Annotated in this window: 19 protein-coding genes, 5 pseudogenes and 1 riboswitch; of the genes and pseudogenes, 9 read left to right on the forward strand and 15 right to left on the reverse strand. The window is 60.3% G+C overall.

Annotated features, from left to right (window positions below; translation table 11 throughout):
• Positions 1–210: 210 nt before the first annotated feature.
• Both C7I87_RS36870 and C7I87_RS36875 read right to left on the reverse strand, forming a co-directional pair.
• Positions 211–747: a DUF1403 family protein gene (locus C7I87_RS36870; RefSeq protein ID WP_373424803.1), complete on the reverse strand. Its 537-nt coding sequence runs from the start codon at positions 745–747 to the stop codon at positions 211–213.
• Positions 744–899 carry a DUF1403 family protein gene (locus tag C7I87_RS36875; RefSeq protein ID WP_373424804.1) on the reverse strand — a complete coding sequence of 52 codons (156 nt, stop codon included), beginning with the start codon at positions 897–899 and terminating at the stop codon, positions 744–746. The genes C7I87_RS36870 and C7I87_RS36875 overlap by 4 nt, the downstream gene beginning before the upstream one ends.
• 35 nt (positions 900–934) lie before the next feature.
• On the opposite strand from C7I87_RS36875, the pseudogene C7I87_RS35440 reads away from it, so the two are divergent.
• Both C7I87_RS35440 and C7I87_RS36880 read left to right on the forward strand, forming a co-directional pair.
• Positions 935–1,201, forward strand: a pseudogene (locus C7I87_RS35440) (integrase); the annotation flags it as partial.
• 43 nt (positions 1,202–1,244) lie between these two features.
• Positions 1,245–1,442 (forward strand): ATP-binding protein, encoded by a 198-nt coding sequence (locus tag C7I87_RS36880; protein WP_188394069.1) that lies wholly within the window; start codon positions 1,245–1,247, stop codon positions 1,440–1,442.
• A gap of 29 nt (positions 1,443–1,471) precedes the next feature.
• Here the strand turns inward: C7I87_RS36880 and C7I87_RS31530 are convergent, their stop codons facing one another.
• Entirely contained in the window at positions 1,472–1,813 is a 342-nt protein-coding gene (locus tag C7I87_RS31530) for a hypothetical protein (RefSeq protein ID WP_149907866.1), read from the reverse strand.
• A 161-nt stretch (positions 1,814–1,974) separates the two neighbouring features.
• Here C7I87_RS31530 and C7I87_RS31535 point away from each other — a divergent pair, with 161 nt between their 5' ends.
• The 3 genes and pseudogenes from C7I87_RS31535 to C7I87_RS31545 all read left to right on the forward strand — a co-directional run bounded on the left by C7I87_RS31535 (position 1,975) and on the right by C7I87_RS31545 (position 5,035).
• Entirely contained in the window at positions 1,975–2,385 is a 411-nt protein-coding gene (locus C7I87_RS31535) for a hypothetical protein (RefSeq protein ID WP_149907867.1), read from the forward strand.
• A gap of 18 nt (positions 2,386–2,403) precedes the next feature.
• A pseudogene (locus tag C7I87_RS31540) lies at positions 2,404–3,165 on the forward strand (metallophosphoesterase); the annotation flags it as partial.
• Positions 3,166–3,871: 706 nt separating this feature from the next.
• Positions 3,872–5,035 (forward strand): GGDEF domain-containing protein, encoded by a 1,164-nt coding sequence (locus tag C7I87_RS31545; protein WP_246696474.1) that lies wholly within the window; start codon positions 3,872–3,874, stop codon positions 5,033–5,035.
• A gap of 117 nt (positions 5,036–5,152) precedes the next feature.
• On the opposite strand, the gene C7I87_RS31550 is transcribed toward C7I87_RS31545, so the two are convergent.
• The 8 genes and pseudogenes from C7I87_RS31550 to C7I87_RS31585 all read right to left on the reverse strand — a co-directional run.
• A complete protein-coding gene (locus C7I87_RS31550) occupies positions 5,153–5,908 on the reverse strand; it encodes a hydroxymethylpyrimidine/phosphomethylpyrimidine kinase (protein WP_149907870.1) in 756 nt (251 codons plus the stop codon).
• On the reverse strand, positions 5,899–6,504 hold the full coding sequence (locus C7I87_RS31555) for a thiamine phosphate synthase (RefSeq protein WP_149907871.1): 606 nt from the start codon (positions 6,502–6,504) through the stop codon (positions 5,899–5,901). The genes C7I87_RS31550 and C7I87_RS31555 overlap by 10 nt, the downstream gene beginning before the upstream one ends.
• Positions 6,501–7,274 (reverse strand): thiazole synthase, encoded by a 774-nt coding sequence (locus C7I87_RS31560; protein WP_149907872.1) that lies wholly within the window; start codon positions 7,272–7,274, stop codon positions 6,501–6,503. The genes C7I87_RS31555 and C7I87_RS31560 overlap by 4 nt, the downstream gene beginning before the upstream one ends.
• A 4-nt stretch (positions 7,275–7,278) precedes the next feature.
• Complete coding sequence (gene thiS, locus C7I87_RS31565; RefSeq protein ID WP_149907873.1) at positions 7,279–7,476, reverse strand: sulfur carrier protein ThiS; 198 nt, start codon at positions 7,474–7,476, stop codon at positions 7,279–7,281.
• Positions 7,460–8,443 carry a glycine oxidase ThiO gene (thiO, locus tag C7I87_RS31570; protein ID WP_149907874.1) on the reverse strand — a complete coding sequence of 328 codons (984 nt, stop codon included), beginning with the start codon at positions 8,441–8,443 and terminating at the stop codon, positions 7,460–7,462. The genes thiS and thiO overlap by 17 nt, the downstream gene beginning before the upstream one ends.
• Positions 8,440–10,275, reverse strand: coding sequence for a phosphomethylpyrimidine synthase ThiC (gene thiC / locus C7I87_RS31575; protein WP_149907875.1), 1,836 nt, complete (start codon positions 10,273–10,275; stop codon positions 8,440–8,442). Before thiC ends, thiO begins: the two co-directional genes overlap by 4 nt.
• A 114-nt stretch (positions 10,276–10,389) precedes the next feature.
• Positions 10,390–10,501: riboswitch (TPP riboswitch) on the reverse strand.
• 96 nt (positions 10,502–10,597) lie between these two features.
• Positions 10,598–11,560, reverse strand: a pseudogene (locus C7I87_RS31580) (beta-ketoacyl-ACP synthase III).
• Positions 11,557–11,784, reverse strand: a pseudogene (locus tag C7I87_RS31585) (adenosylmethionine--8-amino-7-oxononanoate aminotransferase BioA); the annotation flags it as partial. The pseudogenes C7I87_RS31580 and C7I87_RS31585, both read right to left, overlap by 4 nt.
• 438 nt (positions 11,785–12,222) lie before the next feature.
• Between C7I87_RS31585 and C7I87_RS31590 the strand changes: the two are divergent.
• Positions 12,223–12,801 carry a hypothetical protein gene (locus C7I87_RS31590; protein ID WP_149907876.1) on the forward strand — a complete coding sequence of 193 codons (579 nt, stop codon included), beginning with the start codon at positions 12,223–12,225 and terminating at the stop codon, positions 12,799–12,801.
• Positions 12,802–13,060: 259 nt separating this feature from the next.
• Here C7I87_RS31590 and C7I87_RS31595 read toward each other — a convergent pair whose 3' ends face one another.
• Positions 13,061–14,812 carry an IS1634 family transposase gene (locus C7I87_RS31595; protein WP_149907877.1) on the reverse strand — a complete coding sequence of 584 codons (1,752 nt, stop codon included), beginning with the start codon at positions 14,810–14,812 and terminating at the stop codon, positions 13,061–13,063.
• Positions 14,813–15,050: 238 nt separating this feature from the next.
• On the opposite strand from C7I87_RS31595, the gene C7I87_RS31600 reads away from it, so the two are divergent.
• Positions 15,051–15,236 (forward strand): hypothetical protein, encoded by a 186-nt coding sequence (locus C7I87_RS31600; RefSeq protein ID WP_149907878.1) that lies wholly within the window; start codon positions 15,051–15,053, stop codon positions 15,234–15,236.
• 445 nt (positions 15,237–15,681) lie between these two features.
• Here the strand turns inward: C7I87_RS31600 and C7I87_RS31605 are convergent, their stop codons facing one another.
• Both C7I87_RS31605 and C7I87_RS36885 read right to left on the reverse strand, forming a co-directional pair.
• On the reverse strand, positions 15,682–20,502 hold the full coding sequence (locus tag C7I87_RS31605) for an RHS repeat-associated core domain-containing protein (RefSeq protein WP_149907879.1): 4,821 nt from the start codon (positions 20,500–20,502) through the stop codon (positions 15,682–15,684).
• A gap of 119 nt (positions 20,503–20,621) precedes the next feature.
• Positions 20,622–20,888, reverse strand: a complete 267-nt coding sequence (locus tag C7I87_RS36885; RefSeq protein ID WP_210250678.1) for an RHS repeat domain-containing protein — start codon at positions 20,886–20,888, stop codon at positions 20,622–20,624.
• A gap of 197 nt (positions 20,889–21,085) precedes the next feature.
• On the opposite strand from C7I87_RS36885, the gene C7I87_RS31615 reads away from it, so the two are divergent.
• A complete protein-coding gene (locus tag C7I87_RS31615; protein ID WP_149907880.1) occupies positions 21,086–21,478 on the forward strand; it encodes a hypothetical protein in 393 nt (130 codons plus the stop codon).
• A 920-nt stretch (positions 21,479–22,398) separates the two neighbouring features.
• On the forward strand, positions 22,399–23,619 hold the full coding sequence (locus C7I87_RS31625; RefSeq protein ID WP_188394071.1) for an IS110 family RNA-guided transposase: 1,221 nt from the start codon (positions 22,399–22,401) through the stop codon (positions 23,617–23,619).
• Between the two features lie 86 nt (positions 23,620–23,705).
• On the opposite strand, the pseudogene C7I87_RS31630 reads toward C7I87_RS31625, so the two are convergent.
• A pseudogene (locus C7I87_RS31630) lies at positions 23,706–23,860 on the reverse strand (IS256 family transposase); the annotation flags it as partial.
• Positions 23,861–24,267: the final 407 nt, after the last annotated feature.

Genomic DNA, 24,267 nt, shown 5'->3' on the forward strand with positions numbered 1-24,267 from the left:
TGAATCGCCATATCACTTCCCCCGTCAGGTACATTGAATTGCTAAGGGACCAGACCTGGATCGCAACAGGGCTCGGGTTTCAGTTGCATACTTTCAAGTACCTAGGGTGCCAGGTGCCTGACCTCAGACTTTGGGGGTACATACCATTGCCAGGGATTTGCGGACGCAAAGATTCTGTGAAGTAACTTGAAGGATTTGTTGTCATGTTGATTATCGACCGCGACGCTGAACGCGATTCTTCCGCGCGTTGCGGCGACCTGTGCCGGCACTAAGCATGGGGCCCACACGCAACAATCTCGGCGTCGGCTGGCCCATGTCTGCTAAACGACCGTTTTCCGCACAGCCTTGGCGTCCCCCTTCTAACACGTGGTTCGGAGGCGTTCTGTGTGCCGAAACTAAGCTGGGGCGGCCCGACAGCTCGCGCACGGCCTCGAGTTGTTGCAGGCGTTCGAACAGCCGTCGTGCCGCAAAACGCGAAAGGTTCTTTGTCACCAGCGAGCCGCTGACAGCATCTTCATTCAGGAGCAAAAAAATCACCTCGGCGGCGCCGTTGGCGCGCAATTTTGGCGCCACCGCCACGAGCTTTTCGGCACGGCGCGACAGCTCGGCGGCGAGCCGGCAGGCATCGGCCGCGGCCAGCGCTAGGGCAACGCAGACCGCCCGCTCAAAGCTTTTGTCCTCGGGTCGGATGCGCTTGCCGCCGCCGGCCTCGGTGCGGAATGCCGGAGCAAAAACCTGGGCAATCATGAGCGGCAGCGGCCGCGTGGCCAGCGCAGGCTCTGCGCCAGCACCAGGTCGGCGAGCCACCAGGCGAAGAGCTCGGAGTCGGGGCGCATGGCGACGACGTGCGCGGCGATTGCCGCCGTGGCGAATGGCGCCGGCAGCGACGCGCCACCCAACTCTTTGATCTTCGGGCAGAGGTCGGCGAGCGCCTGGCGCGAGCGGCTGGCGGGAGGTCGAAGTCGGGCGCGGCTCGTCCGATGCCACCTGCCCGGTTGTCGCGGTGCAGACCTGGCTCAAGCTCGCCCGTATCGCGCACGGACCGCTGTTCCGGCGCGTCACCGACCAGGGCAAAGCGGTCGGGGCCGATCGGCTCAACGACCAGCAGGTTGCGCGCCTGGTCAAGCGGACCGCCCTGGCGGGAGGCGTGCGCGGCGACCTGCCGGAAGGCGAACGCCGAAAGCTGTTTTCCGGCCATTCGCCGCAACGTTCTGTTCCTTGAGGTCGCGGACAACGGCGTCGGCATGACGCCAGAAATCCTGCGCAAGGCAAAGACGCCCTTCTTTTCGACCCGGGCCAGAAACCACGTCTGCCTCGGCCTCACCGGCTGTTCTCAGATGGTCTCCACGCTCGAAGGGAGGCTCTTCATCGACAGCAAACCCGGGGCTGGGACTGTCGTGAAGGTCCAAATTCCAATCGGCAAATGCAGACTGGGCTTATAGACGGCCTGGCGCTTACCTTCATGCGGCTCCTATGGGTGGGAAGCGGAAATCAAAGCGGATCTGCAAGCGACGACAACGAACCCCCGTTCCCACCTTCGGGCCCACTGGAACATCCGCTTCCAGCCGACCGCCGCTGCGCGTCTTAAAAATTCAGCTTTCCAGGTCTTTTCCGATGAGTGCGCGGCAAAGATCCACGACGCCTGATGCCATAGCGGTTGAGCTTCTTGACGATCATGCCGCCGGCTGACTTTCAGATTGCGTTCCGCCTGGCTTTGGTTCCAGTTCACTTCACGTAACCAGGCCTTGAGCACAAGAGCCTCATGCTGGCCGACGATCGATTTCAGGTCGCCGTCCGGAATGACGCTCGGCATTTGCGGCGATGAGAGCGTATAAGTAATTAGCCGTGCAGGTCATATAACATTCATAGTTATCTTCTAAAGTATGTTGTAGTATTCATCGAGGTGCCATGGACGCGCTGCTTTACTGTATATGCCTCTACCTTCGGTCGAAGCAAAATATCAGAGGATTTGACATGCCGCGGCAAACCAAACCAGCACACCAGACATGGATCACCAACCTGCAGCCTGGCGAAACGCGTCCTCGCCCGAACCCCAAGCATTCCCAGGCCCATCCCGGCGTTAGCCACCTGCATCCGGTCAGCCATCGCAACACCAGCTTTCAGCCACTGCCGCGGCCGCTAGGCTTGGCGCCCTATCACTACGACCTTGCTGCCAATTTTCCAGCCATATCGGAAGACATCAGCCAGCAGCACGAAATGATTTTTCACGTCGTTGGCGATACTGGAGGTGTTCAGGACGGGGAATTTCAGAACAACGTCGCTGAGCAAACGATCGAGCACTTGGCGAGTGGAAAAGGTGGTAAGCCGCAGTTTTGCTATCATGTCGGCGATGTCGTCTATTTCACCGGCATGAGGGATGATTAGTACGCTCAGTTCTATGAGCCATACGCTCACTATGATGTGCCAATCTTCTCCATTCCTGGCAATCACGATGGCGAGGTCGACGACCCTACAGCCCAGACATCGCTCGACGGCTGGGTGGATTACTTCATGCAGGCACACCCTGACGTCGATCCAATCTCGAAAGACTCACCCCGGGTTCAGCTCAATCTGCCCAACGTCTACTGGACTCTGATCACGCCCCTGGCAACAATCATCGGGATGTATACCAATGTGCCGGAGGGCGGGTCGATCGATTCGACACAGCAACAATGGCTTACCAATGAATTCGCGACGGCCCCTACGGATCGCGCACTCATCTTGGCCTTGCACCACCCGATCTACTCATTTGACGTCTACCACAGTGGCAGTTCCAAAATGGCAGATGCGCTGGAGAACGCCATCCGCGATACCGGACGCGTGCCCAATCTCGTCTTGTCCGGTCATGTGCACGACTACCAGCGCATCGAACAAGCCATTTCGCCTGACGGGCCGACGCCGTTCATTGTCACTGGCAATGGTGGCTACCATAATCTCCATGCAGTCCATTCGAGCCCGGGTGATATAGCTCCAGACTCTGGCGCTGTCCTGAAATACGCCGACTACAAATCCTGGGGCTTCATGACATTGACGATTGACCAGAACACCATTTCTGGCGTTACCACCCAGATCGACCGGCAAGGTGTAGCGAGCCAGGGCGACACTTTCAGCTACTCCGCGCATCCCGTCGTCTTGGCGCAGCCGAAATCTGTGCCCACACTCTGACAAAGGGCCGACACCGCGCTGGATGAGCTTATGAATGGCGGACGTCGATCCAAACTTCGTTGGATATGTTGAGGCGCCCGCCCCGTTCATGAGGCATTCGGCTCGGAAAAGGCCCTGAGCCGGCGATGCCAAACTCGATTGACATGCCGGCGATCAAAGCGTCGATTCAAATCGTGACCAGACACAAAATATCATACGCAGGATATAAAAAGTTGTGGCACATCTGCGGTCTTTGCCAGGTTTCGGCGACATGCGAATGATAAGAACGCGTCTCATTTGACCCGATCTTGGGCACTACATTGCGTCTACACCCAGAGCCGGCTTCATCCACCAAGTCCGACGCTGAATTTAACAGCCATGCGGCTTCCAGGCGCAGACATCGATCTGGATGTCAGTGCCTCCGCGTCGTCCCCGGCGATGGGCGATGGGCTGTCTCGGGCGGAGTGGACGGGGGCAGCATATGATCGGGACAACGTATCCCGAATGGAGCGGCCTGGTCTCGATGCCCTGTGGCTGGGCGGCGGCAAAGGGCCTGAGAATCCACAATTTCGATTAGGATTTTATGGATCGCCTTCAGCGAACATTGGGCCTGATCCGGCAGAATGTCACGTAACCCGTAGACGTCGAAAGCCAATCCGCAACTATTATAAGAGCAGAAATGTTTCAGCCTCCGTCGACAATAGCAATGTCCTTGATAGCGCCCGGGATGTTTATCATTTTTGCCATCGTCTTCTGCGGCGCGTGGCTCGTCGAGCGGCGGCGCCATTATCTTTTGCTGGTTGCCTGCGCCTGCGTATTTTTTTGCGCAGGCGCGTCGGTCCAGATTCTGCATCTTCCCGATGCGGCCTATCCCAACGCGGTGATCTCCAGCGCGTTCTACACCTCCGCCGTGCTCGCCGCCGTCGAAGGAATACTGCGCCGATCGCAAAGGCAGTTCGGACTGCCCGCCGATCTCGCGATACTGACGGCAATGACGGGGTTCATCTGCTACTTCTGCTATGCCTCACCGGACTTGCTCGCCCGAATCTACATCCAAAATTTTGGCTATGGCGCCATCCTGGCGGTCGCGTCGCTACAATTGATTCCTCGGCCAGGAACAACCGCGGTCGATCGGGGGCTCTTCTGGATCATGTTCGTGTTTGCGGTCCAGTTCTTTCCGAGGACAGCACTAACCATCGGACCTAACGCGCCGTTCTCGGCGAATGCGTTCGGCCAATCCGCTTTTTGGCAGGCGCTGCAGGTTTCTCTCGCGGTCATGGGTGCCGCACTCGCCTTCGCCGTCCTAGCCGCGGCATTCTCCGATCTGCTGGACGATTTGCGACGGGAGCGGGATATCGATCCTCTGACCGGCGCGCTCAATCGCCGAGGGCTCGAGGATCGATCAAATATCGTGCTACGCCGGGTCACGACGGCGCCAATCTCGCTGATCCTTTGTGACCTCGACCATTTCAAATCCATCAACGACACCTACGGCCATCAGGCTGGAGATGACGTTCTGCGGGGGTTCGGCGCGGCGTTGGCCAGCGAACTCAGATGGTCGGATCTCGTCGGCCGCATCGGCGGCGAGGAGTTCGCCATCCTGATGCCGGATACGCCGGAAGCGGAAGCTGTGGCCGTGGCCGAGCGAGTTCGGGCTCGGGCCGAAGGCCAATCCTATGAAAAGTTAACCGACGGCCGCCGTGCGACAGCGAGTTTTGGCGTGATTGAGCGTCGGACAGGCGAGCGCCTCCAAGACCTGATGGCACGCGCCGATCAACTACTCTACGCAGCCAAGTCCGGTGGCCGGAATCGGATTGCGCGAGCAGCTGCGGGTGTAACGGAGGCCGACCTCGATGTGCCGGTTTTTTCCGCCGCGACAGCGACGGTCTAAGGCCGCGGCTATCAACCAAAGACAGGCCTCGGACCGCCGGCGGGTAAACCCACACGCGAATATTGCTGATCTGCAAGTTTGCTTGTCGACCAGCCCGACGGCATTATCTCCTCGATGTCATTTTGATCCTGCGATTGCTTTGAAAACATGTCGCTTGGCAGCCCGCACGCTTTCTTCCAGCGACGCCCCGAGCGCAAGAGAGGCGGCAATGGCGCTGGAGAGCATGCAGCCCGTCCCGCGCATCTCGCCCGACAGCCGCGGCGCCATGAATCGAAGCGGAGTTCGGTTCGGCTGCACCAAGAGGTCGACTGCATCCCTTCCGGGCGCATGACCGCCCTTGACGAGGACGGCGGTCGAGACGGATCTCGACAATTCCTCGCCCTGGCGGCAAGCGGATGCCTCGTCGACTGCGATCGCCGATGCGGTCAACACGGCCAATTCGGGCAGGTTCGGCGTAACAATCCGGCAAAGCGGCATGAGATGATCACGCAGCGCGACGACAGCGTCTTCCATGATTAGCGCCCCACCGGACGAGGAGGCGAGGACCGGGTCCAGCACCACCGGAATGTCGGGATGATCCTGTATAACCGCAACGGCTTTCGTGATCGCGCTGTGGGTGCCAAGCATTCCGATCTTGATGGCCTTCACACTGTTGGCGGCGAGGGCGGCCCGCATCTGGGCCACGACAAGATCCGGCGGCATATGCTCGATCCAGTTGACCGACTGATGCGTCTGGACGGTCACCGCCGTCACCGCGACGCAAGAGCTGAGACCGAGCGCCGCGATCGTTTCGACGTCGCGCGTCACTCCGGCTCCGCCGCTTGAATCGCTTCCTGCGACGACCAGCACGTGAGGCCGCGGGTTCATCGCCAAGGCGCCGTTGCCTCGAGCCATTCACGCGTGCGCGTCTCGGGATCGGCAGCGCGGATAATGTCGGTAACCACCGCTGCACTTTGGGCGCCATGTCCGAATACACCGGGAAGCCGCTCCAGGTTCAGTCCGCCAATGGCGACGAGCGGCACGGGCGCGACACGTCTCCTCCATTCGGCGATGCGTTCAAGGCCCTGAGGCGCCCATTTCATCGCCTTGAGGATGGTGGGGTAAATCGGCCCGAGCGCGATGTAGTCCGGCTGCGTGAAGAGCGCCGTTTCCAACTCGATGCAATCATGCGTGCTCAGTCCAAGTTTAAGGCCGGCGCGCCGGATCGCTCCGATGTCGGCGCTCTCCAGATCCTCCTGGCCGAGATGGACAAAGTCGCATTCCTCTTCGATAGCGATGCGCCAGTAATCGTTGACGACGAGCTGGCAGCTGTGTCGCGCACATACCGCCTTCGAAGCACGAATTTCTCGGCGCAGCGAAGCGTCGTCCTGGTCCTTGATGCGCAGTTGCACCAGCTTGACACCAAGCGGCACCAGACGTTCGATCCATGCAGCGGAATCGACGATCAGGTAGAACGGATCGAGCTTCATGAAAATGCCGCCATGCCGATAACAGGAGTGGAGGGAACGGCCATGTCGCGCGGTTCGAGCAGGCCGGCGCAATAGGCCTCGCGGCCGGCCTCGACCGCTTTGCCGAAGGCCGCGGCCATGGCGACAGGATCGCCTGCCTTGGCTATCGCCGTGTTGAGCAGCACCGCGTCGTAGCCGAGTTCCATCACGGCTGCGGCATGCGACGGGCGGCCGATGCCGGCATCGACAATCAGAGGAATATCGGGGAAATGACCGCGCAGGCTGCGCAGCGCGTCGAGGTTCTGCGGCCCGCGGGCCGAGCCGATCGGCGCGCACCAGGGCATCAACAGCTTGCAACCGGCGTCAAGCAGGCGCTCGGCAACGACGAGATCGTCGGTCGTGTAGGGGAAAACCTCGAAGCCTTCCGAGGCAAGAATCCTTGCGGCTTCGACCAATCCGAAGACATCGGGCTGCAGCGTATCGTGATTGCCGATCACCTCGAGCTTGATCCAGTTCGTGCCGAACACCTCGCGCGCCATGCGCGCCGTCGTGACCGCCTCACTCACCGAATGGCAGCCGGCGGTGTTGGGCAGGACGCGAACGCCGAGCGATTGGACCAGAGACCAGAACTGACCGCCGGATTTGCCGCCGGAGGTTTCGCGGCGCAGCGACACGGTGACGATCTCCGTCCCGGACGCTTTCACCGCCTCGGCCATGACGGCAGGCGAGGGATAGAGCGCCGTGCCAAGCAGAAGGCGGGATGAGAGTTTCTGTCCGTAGAGGTCGAGCATCGGATCAGCCCCCCTTCATCGGGGTGAGGATTTCGATGCGGTCGCCTTCAACAAGCCAGCATTGGTCGCGTTCCCTGGCCGCAACGACCTCGCCGTTCAGCGCGGTGGCGAGCCAGCCTCCCTGGAAGTCGAGTTCGGTCAGCAACGCGGCGAGCGTCTCGGCCGCGACCTCATGGCTTTGGCCGTTAACGATTAGCTTCAAGGGCGACGTCCTTTGCTGCCGGGTTTCCCAGGATCATGTCGGCTGCCTGCCGCGCCATGGCCGGCGCCAGCAGGAAGCCGTGGCGGTAGAGACCGTTGATGCGAATTTTCCTCCCGTCGCGCTCGACACGCGGAAGGTTATCGGCAAAGGCGGGGCGCACGCCTACGCCTGTTTCGACCAGCTCGGCCTCGCCGAAGGCCGGATGCAGTGCGTAGGCGGCGCTGAGCAGCTCCATGGCCGAGCGTGCGGTGATCGGACCAGCCGTATCGCATTCGATCATCGTCGCGCCGACCATGAACAGGTTCTGCTCGCGCGGCACGACATAGACCGGAATGCGCGGGTGAAGCAGGCGCACCGGTCGGGCCAGCGAGATCTCGTCGGTTCGCAGGATGAGCATCTCGCCGCGCACGCCGCGCAGCTCCGGCCGTCTGTCAGCGATGCCGGTGCAGTCGACCTCGATATCGGAGATGGCGTGCGCCGAGCTGCCGCCGAACTCCAGGCGCGCGCCCATCCCGCGCAGCTTGTCACTCAGCGCGAGCAGCGCCTTGCGCGGGTCGAGGTGCGCTTCCTCGGCGAAGAACAGCCCGCGCGTGAACCGGCCAGCAAGGGCAGGTTCAAGCGCTGCAATCTCACTGGCGCCGAGCTGCTTGATCCCGGATGTGCGCTGGCCGAACCGGTCCAACTCGCCAGCGTCGCGGGCAGGCGCCAGCACCAGCGTGCCGCGGCGAGAGACATGGCCGGGCAGTGCCGCGTCCCACCAATCGGCCGCGCCGCGCCCGAGCGTCAGCACTGTCTCTTCGGCGCTTTCGCGCTCGCACCAGGGTGCGAGCATGCCGCCGGCCTGCCAGGAGGCATTGCCGGCGATCTCCATGCGCTGCTCGACCACAGTCACATCGGCGCCGCGCGTTGCCAGCTCGTGCGCGAGCGTCAATCCGGCAACGCCCGCGCCGCGAATAAGCACCTTCATGGCTTGGTCGAACTCTCTGCGATGCTGTCGACGGGCATATAGAGGTCGCCGCCGTCCCGGTACTTCGCCGCCATGGCCGCGAACCCTTCCTTCTGCGTCCCAGCTTCCCTGGCCGCATCGCGGATGTCGTGCGAGATCCGCATCGAGCAGAATTTGGGCCCGCACATGGAGCAGAAATGCGCCACCTTGTGCGCCTCCTTCGGCAGGGTCTTGTCGTGGAAGGCGCGCGCGGTCTCCGGATCGAGCGAGAGGTTGAACTGATCCTCCCACCGGAACTCGAAGCGCGCCCGCGACAGCGCGTCGTCCCTGACCTTGGCGGCCGGATGGCCCTTGGCCAGATCGGCGGCGTGAGCGGCTATTCTGTAGGTGATGACGCCGGTCTTGACGTCGTCACGGTCAGGCAGGCCGAGATGTTCCTTCGGCGTGACGTAGCAAAGCATCGCCGTTCCGAACCAGCCGATCATCGCCGCGCCAATGCCTGATGTGATGTGGTCGTAGCCCGGTGCAATGTCGGTGGTGAGCGGCCCCAGCGTATAGAACGGCGCCTCCCCACAGACAGCGAGCTGCTTGTCCATGTTCTCCTTGATCTTGTGCATCGGCACATGACCGGGGCCTTCGATCATCACCTGGCAATCCCTGGCCCAGGCGATCTTCGTCAGTTCGCCAAGCGTCTCCAACTCGGCGAACTGGACCGCGTCGTTGGCGTCGGCGATCGAGCCGGGACGAAGGCCGTCGCCGAGCGAGAAAGACACATCATAGGCGCGGCAGATGTCGCAGATTTCTTCGAAATGCTCGTAGAGGAAGCTTTCCCGGTGATGGTGCAGGCACCATTTCGCCATGATCGAGCCGCCGCGCGACACGATGCCGGTGACGCGGTCGATGGTGAGCGGAATGTAGGGCAGGCGCACCCCGGCATGGATCGTGAAATAGTCGACGCCCTGCTCAGCCTGCTCGATCAGGGTGTCGCGATAAACCTCCCAGCTCAGGTCCTCCGCGATGCCGCCGACCTTTTCCAGGGCCTGGTAAAGCGGCACCGTGCCGATCGGCACTGGCGAGTTGCGCACGATCCATTCGCGAATGTTGTGGATGTTGCGGCCGGTCGAGAGGTCCATGACCGTATCGGCGCCCCAGCGGATCGCCCAGACCGTCTTTTCGACCTCTTCGGCCATAGAGGAGGTGACGGCGGAATTGCCGATATTGGCGTTGATCTTGACCAGGAAATTGCGGCCGATGATCATCGGCTCGCTTTCAGGATGGTTGATGTTGGCGGGAATGATGGCGCGGCCGCGTGCCACCTCGTCGCGGACGAATTCCGGCGTGACGAAATCCGGTATCGCGGCGCCAAAGCTCTCCCCGTCACGGTGAATCTTTGAACGCAACTGCTCGCGGCCGAGGTTCTCGCGGATGGCGACGAACTCCATTTCCGGCGTGATGATGCCGGCGCGTGCGTAGGCGAGCTGGGTGACGGCTCGGCCGTCAACGGCGCGCATCGGCTTGTTGCGCACCGGGAACTCCGGCGTCAGGCGATCGGCGGAGACGAAGCCGTTGTCTTCCGGCTTGATCGTGCGCCCTTCATGGCGCTCGACATCGCCGCGGGCCTCGATCCATGTCTCGCGCAACCGCGGCAAGCCGCGCTCGATTTCGGTTTTCACCGAGGCGTCGGTGTAGGGGCCGGACGGGTCGTAAACGGTGACCGGCGGTTCGCCGGCGCTCGGGTGGACCGAGATCTCGCGCATCGGCACACGCAGGTACGGGTGAAGCTGGCCCGGTTTGTGGACTTTCCTGGACGCGGGGAGTTCGCCGACGGTGACGGTCGGGGTGTGGGCATTCATGCGTGAGCCTCCTTGCTCTGATGCAACGGAGACCCAGTTCACGCGATGAGGAGGAAGGACGCTTCGCGCGGAACTCGGATGACCCGAAAGCCGAAGCCGGAGCAAAAAACCGACCCGCGAAGCCTCGTACCGTCCCTACGCCAGTATGAACTGGATCAGGTTCAACGGGTCACTGCGCGCGATAGCAGTATCTCAGCCCCTTGCCGGGACTCCCCTGGTGAGGTGTGTAGGTTGGACGATGCGACGTCGCCCTGTCAACTCTTGTGAGCGCAGGTGAGTCCTCAAGTGAGATTGGAACTGTTCAGCGCCACGTACCTGCCGGTCAAAAGCCAACCACCAGCGCACCGCCGGTCAGGCCGGCTCCGGCCGCTGCAAGCCAGGATTTCTCGCCCGGTCGGAACGGGTTGGCGATGTGGGCAACCGACAGCGACAGAGGGATCGTTGCGGCGGACGAGTTTCCGTAGGCAGCAATGGTTTTGACGATGCGCTCGTCCTCGATGCCAAGCGACTTTCCGACCGCGCCGAAGATGCGGGCGTTTGCCTGGTGCGGCACAAAGCGGTCAACGTCCGGCGCCGAAAGGCCGGCCGTCACCAGCGCCTGCCTGGAGCAGCGGCTCATCATCTCCACCGCCTTCACGAAGACTTCGCGTCCGTTCGCGATCGTCATGCGGGTTTCGGCAATGTCGATCTCTTGCGCGAAGGAACGGCTGCTACCGCCCGCTGGAATATGGATCAGGCCATAAGCGGAGCCATCCGAGGCAAGCGACGAGCCGAGTATGCCGTGGCCGAGATCGGCCGACGGAGCCAGCACCATCGCGCCAGCGGCGTCGGCGAACAGCACGGCGCTCGCCCGCTCGGCCGGATTGATCCTGCGGCTCAATATGTTGGCGGCAATGACGATGGCTGGCCTGTTGTGCAGGCGCACGAAGCCGTCTGCAAATGTCATCGCGTAGATGAATCCCGCGCAGGCGCCCTGCAAGGTCGACCCCGCCGGCCTTTTCAAGGCCGAGCCTGTGCGCCACGAACGGTGCGCTCTGCGGCAGCAGATGATCAGGCGTCGACATGGCGAGAGAAGCAAGCCGATCTCCTTGCGATCAATGCCGGCTGCCTGTGCCGCCAATCCGGAAAGTGTGTCTCCGGGCTCTGCCCAGAAGCGTGAGCGAATGCCGGTGCGGCCCTTGATCCAGCCTGCTTCCAGCCCGAGGCTTGCCTCAATTTCCGCATTTCCGACCTTGCGCGCCGGGACCTGATGGCCAAGGCCTATGATGCGCGCCGTGCGGTTCATAGGCTTTCGCTCGCAAGCTCGGCTGCTTCGTCGATTGCATCATAGAGCTGGTCGAGTTCGCCCGATGTCACGCAATGGGGCGGCAGCACGTAGATGACGTTACCGAGCGGTCTCACCAGCAACCCGCGCTCAAGGAAGAAGGCGCGCAGTTTTGGGCCGACCTCGGCGAGATAACCTGCATTGCCAACGCGGAGATCAAGGGCAAAGATGGTGCCGCAGGTGCGTACATTCTCAAAACGCTCATCCTGGTTGATCTTTCCGATTCCAAGTCAGTAAAGAGGTTGGTCCCCATACCCTTGAGGCGACTTTTGGACCGTGTATCCCTAAAGCGCATCGCGCTGGAGGTTGCCAACGAACAGGTGACAGACGGTCCCATAGAAAAAATCTTAAAGTGGTTGCCTGACTGTTGCGGAGTTCGTTTCGACCGCGCTCAATTTGAGGCTCTGTCTGCCCCGAACAGGCTCGTCAATTCGTTGAGCTCCGGGGCATTTAAAGACCCTTGCCGCTGAAGTGATCCCATTGAGGACTCTGATTCGGCTGGCTTGGTTCAAGTCCAGGTTTCCCGGCAAACTTCCTTCCTTAATAAAGACAGTCACTTAGCTTACATTATAAGTTGCTATGCTAAGTGATACATCGCGGGACGCATAAGGGTTCAAGCGACAATGGGCAAGCCACCACCGACAAAGACCTTCGGCATGAGAGTGCCGACCGACCTATATGAGAAACTGCTCTATGACGTCGAGCGGTTGCGTTCGGCCCGCTCATCCGCCGAATCCAAATATGCCGCGTTCGACTGTGCCGTAGATTCTTGGCATCTTGTGGATTGGACGCTGCACTTCGCAAGCGACGCCGCATATGAGCGACTGTCAGGCCACAAGCGCCACAGTCCGAAGAAAGGCAACGTGACGGTGGAGGCGAGCTTTTTGGAAGCTCAAAAGGGCCGGCTTCCCGCGCTAGAGGTCTGCCATACCCTTGCAAACAGCGTGAAGCACCGCGAGGTTCGTAATGATCGGATGCCAACGCTTTGGACCGGCCACACGGGAATATTTCTTTGGTCGGAACCTGCCAGCGATACCGGCAAACGGTCGGTGACTGGCGTCAGGCTGCTCACGTATCTCGAAGCCGATGGCGAGCGACACAATGCTGTCGATCTCTTTGAAGCGATGGCCGCCCAATGGCGGGCTTTTCTCATACAGGAAGAACTCTTTGAATTCCGCCTGGCACTGCCTGAAGACGAATAAGCTTGAGAGTGCCGCGCCGCTCTAGCTTAACCCCCTGCATGAGAAGCGCAGAATTCTTGCCCGCTTTGATCCAGGGTAAATACATAACTCAAATAGGGTATGTCCCATAAGATCATGGCCACCGTTTCGAGGTGGAACATCAGGCCATCAACGCGCTCGACGAGCCCCGCCCATGCGTCACTGATTAGCCCGAAGTTTTCATTTGTGAGTTTGGCAAGTGCTTGATCCGACTCGGCAATCTTGCTGTCGGGGTTTTCGGTTACTGGACACGTGACGGGTCGAGGGCGAGCAGCCGGAAGGCGGCCTCCTGCAGCGCGGTTGGTGTGGAATAGAGGGTGAAGCGGTGCTGAGGGCGCGCTGGCACGCGCGTGGTGTTGCGGACCAGCGTACCGAGGTCGATGAGGTCGGCGAAGCTCATGACCCGATGGCCGTCGGCCGAGCGCTTGGTGGCTTTCTTGGATTTCACGGCCGCGGACGGTTCGGTGGCGGCGACGGGCGAGCTCCGCTGCGTGCTGGCGGTCGCAAGCTCGGTGTCGTGGAACAGCAGCGGCGCCCAGGCCTGTCGCAGATGCCATTCGACGTGATAGGCGAGCATGCACAGAAAGACATGAGCGCGCACGCGTGGCGCCGTCCAGTGGCGGATCGGCCGGATTTCGAGATCGACGGTCTTCAAGGATCGGAAGGCCCGTTCGACGCGCGACAAATCCTTGTAGACCTGGACCGTCTCTGCGGCGTCGAGATGCTCGGCCGGCACGCTGGTACGGATGACAAAGATGCCGTCGAGGCGAGCCTCTTCTTCGATCTGCCCGATCCGTCGCCGCCAGGTGAGTGCGCCATCGCCGATCTCGACATCGAAGTGCTTGGCCATTTTCTTGCTGTTGAGCACGGCGCCGACCGCCATGCCGATCTCAGCGGCGCTGCGCAAGCGAGACCCTTTGCGCCGGACCCGCGCGTCGATGCGGGCCAGCTCGCACTCGGTAGCAACCAACAAATCCTCACGCTTGCGTGCGCGTTCGGCGGCAAGCTCGCGATTGCGGCACACGATCAGCCGCTCGCCCGGGAACATGTCGGGGGCGCTGATTTCGGCCAGATCCCGCTCATCGACCAACGACAGCTGCAACGGCCCGTTCTGCGCCGCCAGCGCCTGGATCACCGGTGCGCGCAGGCAGGTGATCCAATCCAGGCCCGCCGGCTTGAGATCATCGCGGATACGGACCGCGGTGACCATTCCCCGATCCCCGACCAGCACCAGGCGGCCGATCCCGAAGCGATCCTTCACCTTCTCGACCTGAGCGCTCAGCGTCGATGGATCGGCCGTGTTGCCGTCGAAGACTTCCACCGCGATCGGCAGCCCCTCGCGCGTGCATAACAGCCCGTAGACGATCTGCGGCCGATCGCCCCGGTGATCGCGGCTGTGGCCATAATGCGCCAGCGGACAGCAGCGGCCCTCAAAATAGGATGAGCTGACGTCATAGAGCATCAGAACCCCGTCCTCCAGATGCCGCCGCGCCAGGCCATTCTCGATCCGCGTCTGACGCGCGAGCAGCCAGTCCAGCGCCTCGTAGGCCTCGCGCTCCTTCACCTCGCCCAAGCCCAAAACAGCGCCCAGGCTGGAGGCTGCCGTCTCCTCATCCACCGCCCGCACAAACCCAAGCTTGGAGCGCGGCGCAATCAGCCGGTCGACCATCATCGCAACCACCAGATCGCAATGACGCCGCGATGCCGCATCCTTCGTCGTGCTCAGAATCAGCCGATCCAGCGCTATTGTGCGGATCATCCCAAGCGCCGCTGCCACATGGCCATGGGGTAGCGAACGCTCGATCTCCAGCTCGCCCGGCCCGGTGCCGATCACCGTCCCGCCCCTCAAGATCGCCTTCAGTGCAGCAATCACATCGCCAGGCAGCTTGCTCGCCAAGGTCCGCTTCTGCGCGCGGCCCTGCTCATCGCGATAGCTCTCCCGCAGCAACACCGCAGGCGGCGAGTTCCGATTCGGTACCGTCTCCACGAACATCACCGAATCGAATCACATCTCAACCGATTTGGAAAGCCCTACATGGACACAAATAGAAAGCTATCCCGGGCCCAAAGCCCCGCGGTTCCTGGCCTCCCACCGTTTTTAGAGCGCAAACTTCGGATTAGCTCTCTAGCCCAGCAAGGACTCGAAGCCCGCGCAAGGATGGTGCGAAGAAATAGCCGCCGCCCCTTGGAGTGATGAAATCCGTGACCTGCGGCAGAGCTTGGAAATCACCATGCTGGTTGGCAACCTGAACCTCGGTGACTCCGAAACCGTCTTGTGGAGCGTGACGGCCGAGCACGGCGTCGCGGCCTCCGCCCGCGCGAGGCGCATCATCACCATTGACCCAGTTTTGCATCAGGAACTCGAATTGACTCTCAATGGACGCTTGATAGGAAACAAAGACAAGCCTCGCTCCTGACCGTCATCGGCATCGTGTTGCGGATCGGGCGATCACCATCGAGCACTGCCCGGCCGCGAGAAGATTTGGGGCAATCCCCCCTCACTTACAATCCTTTGCCCTGTTGAATCACAAGGGAGATACGTTTCTCAGCACCTATTGATCGTTGCGCCTCAACCATTTGAACGGTACAAAACGATCTATAAAAGCAAGAAAAACTACCAATGCTCCACATATTATAGTTGACGTGTTAACTATCGAAATAATCTTTAACTGTTCAGATGTTATATAGACGACTATTCCCTTGACCAGATATGGCTCTATGAGGCCCCGGGCCAAATCTGGCGCTCTTGGATATTCAACATAAGTGCCGTCAAGAATAAAGCTTGCCGCCATACATGAAAGCCACAAGGCGAAAACTGCTATATTTAATATTCGGCTCAATCTAACAATCATGCCCTTACCACTATTCGAATGGGTCATAGACGCTGGTATAAGTCATAGCGCCGGTGAAAGATGCTCCTGCTGCAGCCCCCACCGTTGCACCGCCGCCAGTCACCGGCCCATGAGGACTATCTCCAGTAAAGTAGTCCATGGAGCCGCCGAGCCCAACCCCACCATGACCAGCAATATTGCCGAACCATCCTCTTAAGTCACCAATCGTCTGTGCATTTGAGAATTGGATACTGAGGCCTCCTTCTACATTCGCACCGATTTGAACCCCACCGCCTCCATAGGTATAAAATCCAATATGGCCTTGACTGTCTATTGCAACGCCGACACCGCTGGGGGATCCGGCAACAGTGGGGATCCAATTGCCGGCGATCCCGATCTGTAACGTGCAAAGACCTGTTGAATCAGTGCCATTTGGAGGACCATTGCCGGCATACACATAAAGGTTCGTCCCGATGCCGGTCTCGCGGAGAGGATCACGCGAAAGCCAGCGACCTATAATTGGATTGTAGGCTCGAAACCAAGTGAGGTACAGTCCGCTCTCCACATTGTTAAATGTCCCGGCATAGCCAAAATCCGTAAGCGGTGCAGTGGCTTGGAGAGGAACGCCGTATGGGTCGTAGTTATACGCAGGTGCACTAACAGGGCTGGAAAACACCCTTCGGACCGAGCCTATTTGATCCGTCCCGTAATAGTAGGATTGCCCTGGCGTCCCAGGAACAAACTCGCCCTCGGCAAAGTATTCACGCGCGGTCGAATTATCTCCGTTTTTTGCCTGACAGGGAAACGCACCGCACCAGATGTATGATGTTGCCACAGTAGCTCCGCCGCCCGTGGTGATTCTGGTGCGTCGGTTCAAACCGTCGTATGCGAATGCAGTGAAATTGTCAGGCCGACCCGGATAGCTGATTCCCACCAACCGGTTTTCGGCATCCCAACTGTAATTTCGTTGTCCATCCGACAGAAGATTGCCGTTGGCGTCGTAACTCAACGCTTGCCCGGACAAATTGGTCAACTGATTGAGATTGTTGTAGCTGGCCGTTTGCGTGCTGACGCTCGGATACACGGCCGAGCTGTCGCTGTTCTCAGCGATGGCTGTGATAAGGTTCTCAGGGGTGGTTATGTACTGATAGGTCGAAAATTGGCTTGCCGACAATCCGACGTTGTTGATTTGCGCAAGTCGGCGATCACCGGAATTCGGAAGATAGGTCCAGCTTGTCGACAATGTGGAACTGGCAAGCTGACGGCTCGTCACCTGCTCCGTTTCGCCGAGATAGCTCAGGGTGAACGAGCCGAGGTCGCTTGTATGAGCATTCATGCGGCCTACCGCATCGTAGCCGAAAGTTTCGGGGCCGGAGCCAGCAACGGTACGGGACGTTGGCCGCCCCGATTCATCATAGGAATAGACAATAGAACTGCTCGGCGTCGGACTGCCTTCCTGTTGCAGCTGAAGCGCGCCTTGGGAAAAGGGGGCGACATAGCTGTACTGGGTCGGCCCATTGCCGTCGGTCATCGAAGCTATACGTGGGAAGAAGGTATCATACGTGAAGCTGACGTTGGGCGTTGGACGGATCGCGTTCAAATAGCTGATTGCTGTCGGCCTGTTGTCCTGGGCATAGCTGAACTGCTTGGTCTGTCCCAGAGCATCAAGCACCGACTTCAACCGGCTGGTCGTGTTCTCATAGGTATATGCGACGGTGCTCGAGTCGGCATACTGTTTCGATGCCAGGCGACCCCGCACATCATAGGCCCAGATCGTAACATTTGTCTTCGGGTCGGTCAGACTCGTCAGCTGGTCGCGTCCATCATAGCCAAACAGGGTTTGGTTCCCGAGCGGGTCGATCGTCTTGGTGCGCCGCCGGTTCGCATCATAGGTATAGCCCCAGACGCGGTTTTCACGATCCTTGAACGAGGCGAGATCAAGCTTGTTATAGGTATAGAAATCGGCGGTGCCATCAGGATAGGTGATTTTCGTGACGCGATCGGCGGCGTCGTAGTCATAGGTGACAGTCCAGCCCTCAGAATCAGTCAGAGTTCGGACCCGATCAAAGCTGTCATAGGTATAGGTGAGTGCGGTCGCGTTGTTGGCGTTGGTGACCGAGGTCAGATTGGCGAGCGAATCGTAGTGATAGCTGGTTTTTTCACCCTTCGGATCGGTGGACGATGTCAGCTGGCCCGCGCCATTGTAGGTAAAGCTCGTCGTTTCGCCGGCGGCATCGATGTAGAACAGTGGCCGGTGATGGCCGTTGTAGCCGTATTGAGCGATTGTGGTCTGGAAGCCGTTCTGTGTGGTCTGGCTGACTCCGGCAAGATCGATCTGGTTGGCATAAGTGTATGACGTTGTTCGGCCAGTCGGATCTACGGCCTGGGTAAGATTGAAAAAGCCGCTCGCGTCATAGGAAAATTTGGTGAGCTGCGTAGTGCCGTCGTCGAGCACCCGACCAACCGCGATTGGCTCGTCGTAAGTTCCGCCAAATATACTACTCGATTGGCCAGGGTATTCGTACCACACTCGATTTTCGAGTGGGTATTTGACGCTTTCAATGGCCGTACCCTTGATATCCGAGTTCGGCATATGAACAAAATGCCGGATCCGGGCTTTGCTGTAGTCGCAGCCGCCGGTTGGTGTGCAGCCCGCCGCCACATAGGCGTCCTTATCCCAATGGAAGCTGTCGCGGTATTCCAGATAGAAGTTTGTCGGGTTCGTCGGCATGCCCTGCGGCACGGTCGCTCCAGGGTCGCTGGTAGGGACTGGGGCGGGCTCAAGCCATTCCTCGCGCTCATGATAGCCAAGCGGATCGGTGACTTCGACGAAACGCGGCGGCGTAGTTGTGCCGGGAGCCGTGTAAGCGAATGACGTTGTTCCGTAGGGCGTCATCATCGAGTTGACGAGGGAATTGGCGTCATAGGTAAAGCTGGACGTCAGGCCGATAATGTCGGTGATCGAATTCAATCGGCCACTTCCATCATAGGTCAGCGTGGCGCTGCGACCGAAAGGGTCGGTAATTTTGGTAACAAGCAGGGGGGACCCCGACACGCCATACGTGAATGTGGTTGTGCGACCGGTCGCGTCAGTCAGGGACACAAGCCGCTGTTGGCTGTCGTAGTTCAGCGTAACTGCATTGCCCTGGGGATCGACCACCTGGCTCAGGAAAATCCTTCGCGGAAAGCTGACGGCGCCGTCGGCCTGCGCGTAAATTTCGACGCTGCCGTCACGGAGCAAATGGCGATAGGCAATCGGCGAGCCGGAGGCACGCACCAGGATCGATCCGTCAGTATCCTCGGCGGCGAAGGTGCCAGTGCTGGCGTTGTAGTTAAGGTAGTAGAATGCGCCGCCGCCTGACATATATCGAGAGACGTTCGCGCCGGGATTGGTTGGATCATCCGTGACATAGCTCAGCCAGCTGATCGTCCATTTCGGACTGACGTTGAAGAAGCTGAAAACGGCGGGTTGGCTATCTTCTCGCTGATTGTAGCTGATCCCGACCTTCGCGGACGGCCCAATCGGGGGTGAATAGCCAACGGGGGTGTCTGACAGTGAGACGCTGACGCTCGATTCCTTAATGTTGTAGCTGCAAAGAGGGCACAACCATCTACTTATCATTTTACTGATCGTTGGCGGCCCATCAGGACCGTCAGGCCCATTTGGCCCGTTGTGTCCGCCAGGCCCACCACGCGGCCCTCCGCCAGGCCCACCACCCATCCCTCCGCCAAGCCCACCACCCATCCCACCGCCGGCCCCTCCGTCGCCAGGCCCCCCGCCGCCGCCATTGGCATTTTTATCCCCAGCATCGCCAGGCCGGCTATTGAACGTCTCGCCTTTTCCCCAAACGGTCGCCGCCTCGGCCATCTCGACCGCGCGCCATCTTTGATCGAGAGGAACATCGGACGGGACAAGGAAATAGCCACTGGCCTCGGCGTCGAGCGCGGCCTCGGTCACCCAGAGATCGGGGGTCGGGAAAACGGTGTCCTTGATGTGGAACCGTCCATTGGCTTCCCCAACGATCGCTGCGAAATGCCCAACCTTCCAGTGCACGACAGACGGCATCGGCACCGGCTGTCCCGGCTGCCGCATGACCAGTCGATAGGAGAGGCCAGCCTTTTCGGCGAGTTGGCCGACCTCGGCAAGGCTGGTGCCCTTGTCTCCAGCCTTGTACCACTGGAGAAAATCCACCTTCTCGAAACTGGCATTGCGGGCCAACATCAGCTGTTTCAGAGCCAAAGGCCCGCAAATGAACAGATGCCGCGTCGCCAGTTTCGCTGGCGCGATCTGCTCGCTGGCGGTCTGAATTGCCTCGGTGACGGAACCCGTTATTGGTCGTTTTCCGATGTCCTTGAGGAGTGCCGTGAGCTGTTCGGTGCGTCCGAGGTTAGCGTCAAGTTGCGCAAGTTCCCCCACCGCTCGGTCAACCAGCGCTCTGGCCTGCGGGGCGGTAGCGTCCTTGCCGTCGACCCAGGCCTTTTGCCAGACGTCGATTGCCCGAGAGAAATAGCCATCATGCAGGTAGGAAAGGCCGAGATTGGTATTGAGGGCCGGAGCCCAGCCGGAGTGCGGATATTCCTCCAGGAATTTGGTCAAACTGGTTACATCGCCGGGAATGGGGCGCTGATTGTATATCGCCAACGCGTCCAGGAGAGCTTGGTCTTCTTCCGCGGACGTGGCAGCTGTCGGGATAAGTGGCTCGGCAAAATGCCCCGCACGAATTGCACTGGCGATCGCCTCGGAATTGCTTCCGGCCGCCTGTACGCCTCCCGACGCACACACCAGCGATAGAGAAAGGATGGTGGACCTGATCGCCACTCCTGCCAATGCCGACCACGTTGCTGCTTTCATATCCCGTCTCCCGGAATTGCGGCCTTGGGCGGGTCGGCTCGGCACATTGGGTAGCTGCCGACGCGCTCGAATCTAGTACTGTGGCGCTTGCGTGCCCCACGACTGACGCCTCGGAATGGTCAAGGTGTCCACCTGAAACACCCCCAAACGCCCGATCCCCAGGGAGCAGCACCGAATGAGTTGGTTTGCGCGGTCCGGTTGCCATTTGCGTCGTAGCTATACGCAATGCAGACGCCATTGTCGTAGAGGACCGAGGTAAGGCGCCCAAAGCCATCGTAACCATAGCTGGCTGAGCTATTAGCAACGGTCGGAGCCAGGATTATGGCTGTTACAGCCAACATTGACACAACCAAGGCCTTTTCACGCAAATGTTTCCAGATAGACATCGCCTGCTCTTTCAACCCGACGAACGTGCCTTGGAAGCGGCGATGTTATCTACGTGCCACACCGGGAGATCGCCGCCCGAGGAGACGCTCGAACGCGTGGCCGTCCGCGCTCGGATAGCGTGGCCAACCCTCATTCGTGCTGTGAACAACTTGCATGGCCTGATTGCGCAGGCTGTGGCTTCGCGCACAGTTTGCACATGGCGGCAGACGTTGGCCTCGATGCTCTCTTGTTCGAAATGGCGGCCGCAAGCGTTCGGCTGCTGCCCCTGAGCTTTGGTGATAAGGCAGCCAGGATAGCCCGCCAGACTTCGGGGCGACTTCTTTTTGAGGTCCGGGTCGATGGTGATCCTCAATTTCAGCGAATTGCAGCCGTCCGCTATGTGACCGGCACAACCGGAATCCTCGCCTTGAGCAAGGACGGGCTGGCGGTCGTGTCCTTCACGGCCAATGGCGAACTCGCCAGCTTTATCGATCCATTGGAAAGCTGGGACAGTCTGCCGCTGCGCGAACAGGCGCGCAGCGACGTCGAGGGACATATTAACCTGCTCCTCGCCGCCCTTCGAAGCGCGGGCTGCATGCCATACCGCTAGACATTGAATTAAAGGCCGTTGTGGATATTTCCGTTTCGTTTTGTCGGCGCATGTCACGGCTCCCTCGGGGGGCGCCACGATGGAGGCATCATTGACGTCAGATTTCGCGGCTGCCTGGTTGCATCTTGATCGAGCCTATCACTATCTCGGGGGTGACGATGACACGAGCCGCAAATCCCGTGCAGCTTTGGATCTGTTGATCGAGGCCGTTGCTACGGCACAATATTCGCGCCCACGTGGCAAGGTGGTGCAGTTCCCCCGCCGAGGCCATTAGTTTAACTACTTCTTCCCCACGTTGTCCCGTATCACCGGCTACGCAGGAGGCCTGGTTTCCCTGAACTAACCCCTGACAACGCCAGCGACGCCAGACTGGAATGCCATCTATTCGCTCTATCGCGGTCCGACAGCCGGTCGGAACATGGTGAGGCCCCGACCTATGCATAGCCCTGCGGACAGGGCTCTCAATCGAGCCTGTGGCCTCCCGTCAAAAACGATCTGGATCCCATGCGGCCATCTGGGGCTTTCCCGTGTTGGACATTTCGGAATGTCCGCATTCGCGGCAATCTAAAAGGACGGTGACCAAAGCCGTCAGCTACTGCCAACAACCTCGGTGCGCCGCTTGATCTCGCCGTTGAGGCGCTCGATCGGGTTGGTAACCGGTATAAGATTCTTGGTGCCGAAGTCCGGCTGCGGGTTCTTTTGCCGTGGCGTATGGTGCGACCATCCGGGACAGAGGCACCGGGAGCACGAAGGTGCGGGCAGGCCGATGCACACGATGAGCTGCGAGCTCGTGTTAGTAGCTGGCCGCCTCTGCGACTCGCCCGGTTGCGCCGAGAGCGCGAATCCGTAGTTGTCGTGTCGCCCGCCGCTCCCGTCATCGAACACTCTGACAGGAGGCGCGCATGCGACGCGTGATTGGAATGGACATCCACCGCACCTTCGGTGAGGTGGTTTACTGGGAACAAGGCAAGCTTCGCCATGGCGGCCGGGTCGACATGACCCGGACGGCGCTGGAAGGCTTCGGCAAGAGACTTTTGGCAACGGACGAGGTAGTGATCGAGGCGACCGGCAACTGCATGGCGGTGTCACGGCTGCTGTCACCTTTCGTGAAGCGGGTGGTGATCGCCAATCCGTTGCAGGTAAAGGCGATTGCTCATGCTCACGTGAAGACCGACAAGGTCGATGCGGGCACCTTGGCCAGCCTCTATGCGGCTGGCTATCTGCCAGAGATCTGGACACCAGATGCCGCCACCGAGCGGATGCGCAGACTGGTTGCCCGGCGCTACCAGGTCGTGCGGCATCGCACCCGGATCAAGAACGAGGTGCATGCAATCCTGCACGCTTATCTGATCCCGAAGTGCCCGCATGCCGATCTGTTCAACGGTCGCGGCCGCGCCTGGCTAATGCGCCAGACGGTGCCCGACGATGAACGTGGTGCGATCGAGCGGCATGTGCGCGAACTCGATCGGCTTGCCGAGGACCTGGCAATCCTCGACCGGGAGATTGCCGAGAGCACACTGGATGATCCCGCGATCAGGCGACTTCTGACCATCACAGGTGTCAATCTGACGGTGGCGGCCGGTTTGATGGCGGCGATCGGCGAGATCATCCGGTTCAAATCCCAGCAGAAGCTGGTCAGCTACTTCGGTCTCAACCCCCGTGTGCGTCAGTCTGGCCTCGGCGCTGCCCATCATGGACGCATCAGCAAGGTCGGGCGCAGCCATGCTCGGGCCATGCTTGTCGAGGCGGCCTCGGCGGCGGCGAAGGCCCCCGGACCACTGCATGCCTTCTTTGTTCGGGTCCGTGCACGGCGCGGTCACCAAGTGGCCGCAGTCGCGGTTGCAAGGAAGCTGACGGTGCTCGTCTGGCATATGCTGACGAAGGAGAAGGACTACCTGTGGGCGCGGCCCAGCCTGGTGGCTCACAAGGTGCGAGGCATGGAACTGCAAGCCGGAAAGCCACAGAGGAAGGGTAACGCGCGCGGTCCTACTTATGCCTATCATGTCAAAGAACTACGCAATCAGGAGATGAACATCGCCAGGAAGGCCCAAGCGAGCTACGAGCACTTTGTTGGAACCTGGCGCCCGCGCCCGCCCAAGGAAAGGGCGCGCGGGCGCCTCAATCCGGCAAGGCTTGAATAGGCTGCCCGGCGGCGCTTCCAGCCGATGCACCGCGCTTCGCCACGAGGTCGCCCGCGCACAGGAAGAATACCACGATCCGAATAGGGCTTGTCGATCTCATCCGTGCTGTGCAGCTTGGTGCGATGCTCCTTCAGGAAGTCATGTAGGCCAGCACATCCGGCTCGGCCTCGCATGATGGCGGCGAGCTTCGAGACCTTTGGACGGATCTGGTCGGCGACGGCGCGCGCCATTGAGTGCTTGCGGCTTCTACGATACGAAACCTGGCTTCCCGAGGAGCGTGGCTTTGCTCGGGCCGGCATAGCCGCATTCGGACCACAAGTGATGTCGCTCTGGCCGAATCGTCTCGGCCATGGACGGCTGCGAAATGCAGGCCGCCGGCATCAGGGTGACGCTACGTTCCGCCACATTTCACTTCACTTCCAACAGGCCTCCATGGCCGTGACAGCGCGGGTTGAAGGAGCTAGTTTCAAACCTAGCTTCGATACCTCCACGCTCCCGCCGATGAGAGGACGGGACCGACATTCCCGAATCCATCGAGCAGTCCTGGCGCGCGCTCAGGCTCAACGGCCGGTGCCCTGCAATGCCTCATCACACCGGTCGCCCCGCCATTCAATCGCAACAGAGCCTTCACATGAATTCGCGGAACCT

Origin of the sequence: Mesorhizobium sp. SARCC-RB16n, assembly GCF_008520305.1 — a bacterium.
Taxonomy (GTDB): Bacteria; Pseudomonadota; Alphaproteobacteria; order Rhizobiales; family Rhizobiaceae; genus Mesorhizobium.